The sequence below is a fragment of the Thalassospira sp. UBA1131 genome, from assembly GCF_002311515.1.
Lineage (GTDB): Bacteria > Pseudomonadota > Alphaproteobacteria > Rhodospirillales > Thalassospiraceae > Thalassospira.
Genome location: NZ_DCAO01000063.1, coordinates 6,946 through 9,711 on the forward strand (window position 1 = coordinate 6,946; position 2,766 = coordinate 9,711).

Sequence of the window (2,766 nt, forward strand, 5' to 3'; positions counted from 1 at the left end):
GGCCGGTTCAAGATACAGCATGCGATATTGCAAGCCGTCCTCGGTCCCAGCCCCGCCGTCATGCAGCTCGTCAGGATGCAGGATGATGATATTGCCCGGATTGCTGGCGCGAAATTCCCCGCGATAATTAAAGGTCTGGACACCTTTTAAAGTGATGCCCAGCGCGTAGGTATCGTGGCGATGCGGGGTGAACATATTGCCATAGAACAGGGCTTCAATCCGCTCGATCCCGGGTGCGGTCGGGGCCGCAACGAAGCGTTCGCGCTTTTTGCACAAACGTTCAATACCGCGATCATCTGCCTGTTCTATTGCTTCATTCATTACCGGATCATCCGACCGATTGGAGGAAGTGAATGTTTGATACCAAAGTCGCCCTGATTTTGCGCAATGACCTTGAAACTTGGCAATCCCTGAATGTGACGGCCTTCCTGATGAGCGGCATTGTCGCCCAGACCCCCGATATCATCGGCGAGCCCTATATCGACGCCAACCAGAATATCTATAACCCGCTGTCACGTCAGCCTGCCATCGTTCTGGCCGCCGATGGGTATACCATCGCGAAAATCCATCAGCGTGCCTTAAATCGCGGTGTCCGGGTATCGGCCTATATCGAGGAAATGTTTGCCACTGGCCACGATGCGGCCAATCGGGATGTTTTTGCCAAAGCGGATCCTGAAACGGCAAAGTTTGTTGGTATTGGTATTCATGCTGATAAACGCAGTGTGGATAAGATCACCAAGGGTGCGAAAATGCATCCCTGAGGCCAACAAACCGTGGGAATGCCTGCTACGAAACCTGCCAGGCATTCCTGAGATGCTCGATCCTGCCCCAATTCCGGACAATCATCAGATCAAGGCGCATATCGCCCGTGTGGCCGATCTTGCCCGCGTAAGATTCAAGGGCACGGGCGACGCGGTTTTGTTGCCTTGGGGTAATGGCATGCAGGGCTGTTGTGCGGTCGGTACGGTTTTTGACCTCAATCGCGACCATGATATCTCCACGTCTGGCGATGATGTCGATTTCACCGACCGGGCTTTTGTGGCGGATGGCCAGAATGCGATAGCCCTTGAGCCGTAACCAGAATTCGCAAAGCTTTTCCGCCCGGCGTCCGGCCTTTTCCGCCCGCTTGCGGCTTGATGTGTCATCATGCACGGGACGGGATCGGGCCATGGTCAATCCGGGTCCGACTTGGCCAGTTCAAGGGCACGGTTATAAAGGTCGCGCTTCTTAAGACCGGTTTCGCGGGCCAGGATATCGGCGGCATCCTTGGTGCGGTGGGTTTTGATCAGCTCGCTTAACCGCGCGTCAATGTCTTCGACACTTGGTTCGTTTTCGCTGGCGTCCGCCGGACCGACAATCACCACGATCTCGCCTTTAGGCGCGCCTGCCTCATTATAATGAGCCGCCAGATCGGCAAGTGTGCCATTGCGGACTTCTTCGAACATCTTGGTTAGTTCGCGGGTCACGGCGGCTTCGCGTGTGCCCCCCAGCATTTCGGCCATGTCGGTTAGGCTTGCGGCCAGTCGCTTGGGACTTTCAAGAAAGATCAGGCTGCCCGGGATCGGGGCAAAGCGCGCCAGTTCCTTTTTGCGCGCCATCGATTTGGGCGGCAGGAAGCCGGCATAAAAGAAATGATCGCTCGGCAGGCCAGACAGGATCAGGGCAACAATCGGCGACGCCGCACCCGGGGCGGCGGTAACAGTGAACCCTTCTGCCTTGCAGTCGCGTACAAGTTTGTAGCCCGGATCATTGATCAAGGGTGTTCCGGCATCGGAAATAAGGGCAAGGCCCTGCCCCTTGCCCAGACGGTCCATGATTTCGGGGCGCATTTTGGCTGCGTTATGTTCGTGATAGGCGATTCGCTTGGTTTTCACGCCATATCGCGACAGCAATTTCCCCGACGTTCTGGTGTCTTCACACAGGATGACATCGGCACGTTTGAGGATTTCAAGCGCCCTGAACGTAATATCGCCCAAATTTCCGATTGGAGTAGCGACAAGATAAAGACCAGCTGAAAGCGGCAAATGGCTTTCATCATGTTTACTTGCACCCTCGCCCGCATTACCCTGCGGACGAAACGACTTATCTGGAGGTGAGAGTGGGTTGTCCGAAACGTCATCCGTCAAAGAATCGGATGCAGAAAGAGGCGCTGCCGTGTCAGGCGTTGTCAGATCGGGATCGGTTTTCGGATCTATTGCCGGCTTGGGGCCGGATTGCGCGCCGGACGGCATCTGTGGTTGTCCTCTCTTTCGGGCTGACCGCTTGTAATGCGACCACGAGTATCACGGACCTTTTCGGCATGCAACGTGATGGGGCGCCGGTTGAAAGTGCCAATCAGCCAGGCGGCAATACCGTTGATCCCAACAGTGCCCCCAATCAGGGCCTGATCCCTGATGCCAGCCCGTGGCCAAGTGATGCTGCCCTGCCTGAGGGTGAGGGCGCAGAACTTCCGTTGCTTTATAATGACGATGCGGCCGCTTTTGAAAAGCGGGTTGCGTTGTTGTTGCCGCTGTCAGGGCAGCACGGCGAACTGGGCCGGGCGATGCGCCATGCCGCAGAACTCGCCATGTTTGACATTGCCGGTGATGACTTCATCCTGATGCCGATCGATACCGCGGGTACCTATCAGGGCGGGCAGAATGCGGCGCGCGAAGCCGTCAATGCCGGTGCCAAGATGATCCTTGGCCCGCTATTTGCCGAATCGGTCAGTGGGGCGAGCGAAGTTGCCAAGTCGGCGAATGTGCCGGTGGTGGCCTTTTCCAACAA

At 56.5% G+C, this 2,766-nt stretch carries 5 protein-coding genes; 2 read left to right on the forward strand and 3 right to left on the reverse strand.

Features of this window, described 5'->3' with window-relative positions; translation table 11 throughout:
- Positions 1-321, reverse strand: a 321-nt coding sequence (locus B3Z49_RS09480) for an AraC family ligand binding domain-containing protein (RefSeq protein WP_296990338.1), incomplete at its 3' end; no start/stop codon positions are given.
- A gap of 32 nt (positions 322-353) precedes the next feature.
- Here B3Z49_RS09480 and B3Z49_RS09485 point away from each other — a divergent pair.
- Positions 354-761: a DUF2000 family protein gene (locus B3Z49_RS09485; RefSeq protein WP_296990340.1), complete on the forward strand. Its 408-nt coding sequence runs from the start codon at positions 354-356 to the stop codon at positions 759-761.
- Positions 762-786: 25 nt separating this feature from the next.
- Here B3Z49_RS09485 and B3Z49_RS09490 read toward each other — a convergent pair whose 3' ends face one another.
- The gene (locus tag B3Z49_RS09490; RefSeq protein WP_296990342.1) at positions 787-1,170 is read right to left on the reverse strand and encodes a YraN family protein; all 384 of its coding nucleotides are present in this window, start codon (positions 1,168-1,170) and stop codon (positions 787-789) included.
- A gap of 2 nt (positions 1,171-1,172) precedes the next feature.
- Positions 1,173-2,024, reverse strand: coding sequence for a 16S rRNA (cytidine(1402)-2'-O)-methyltransferase (rsmI, locus tag B3Z49_RS09495; protein WP_296990344.1), 852 nt, complete (start codon positions 2,022-2,024; stop codon positions 1,173-1,175).
- Between the two features lie 275 nt (positions 2,025-2,299).
- On the opposite strand from rsmI, the gene B3Z49_RS09500 reads away from it, so the two are divergent.
- A partial coding sequence (locus tag B3Z49_RS09500; RefSeq protein ID WP_296990346.1) for an ABC transporter substrate-binding protein occupies positions 2,300-2,766 on the forward strand: 467 nt, incomplete at its 3' end.

What these genes read in the sequence shown, in the direction of transcription:
- B3Z49_RS09485 (WP_296990340.1), top strand. Translation starts at nt 354, where the DNA reads ATGTTTGATACCAAAGTCGCCCTGATTTTGCGCAATGACCTTGAAACT.
- B3Z49_RS09490 (WP_296990342.1), bottom strand. Translation starts at nt 1,170, where the DNA reads ATGGCCCGATCCCGTCCCGTGCATGATGACACATCAAGCCGCAAGCGG.